Raw genomic sequence first — 502 nt, forward strand, 5'->3', positions numbered from 1 at the left:
GCCCTATACCGAAAAGACACCGGCATACTTTTTCTTCGTATCGTATTATTGTACGTAGCGAGTGCCGCCGGCTGCTCTAGGAACAGGCGCGATACATGGCCGCCGACAAATCGTGAAAAAGTAGGTTGAGGTTATAGCGGCTGAAAGCAGTAAGGCGAACGGTCTATAGCCCCAAACAATCGCTGGCGCCTCCTCAATGATACCCAAAACGCGCCACTTAACCCGATGAACGGTCATCGCCCGTGATAACGCTCAATTATCCCACGTCAAAGACCTGCACAAACAAGCGTTTAATTTAACACCATTTAACATGTAATTACATGCAACGTAATACGGTACAAAATCGTAGGAGGAGTGATGGCTCGCAACGGCATTACTAGGCAGATGGTGCAAAAGGCGAAAACAGCCTTGATAGCTCACGGTAAAAAACCCACTATCAAGGCTGTACGCACGGAGCTCGGCAACACTGGCTCAAAAACCACCATCTCCCGCTACCTCTAAG

At 49.0% G+C, this 502-nt stretch carries 1 pseudogene; it reads left to right on the forward strand.

Going from position 1 to position 502, the window contains the following annotated elements:
* Positions 1 to 357: 357 nt before the first annotated feature.
* A pseudogene (locus AC1DRJ_RS32280) lies at positions 358 to 498 on the forward strand (DNA-binding protein); the annotation flags it as partial.
* Between the last annotated feature and the right edge of the window lie 4 nt (positions 499 to 502).

It is taken from the genome of Pseudomonas sp. P5_B2 (assembly GCF_056400445.1).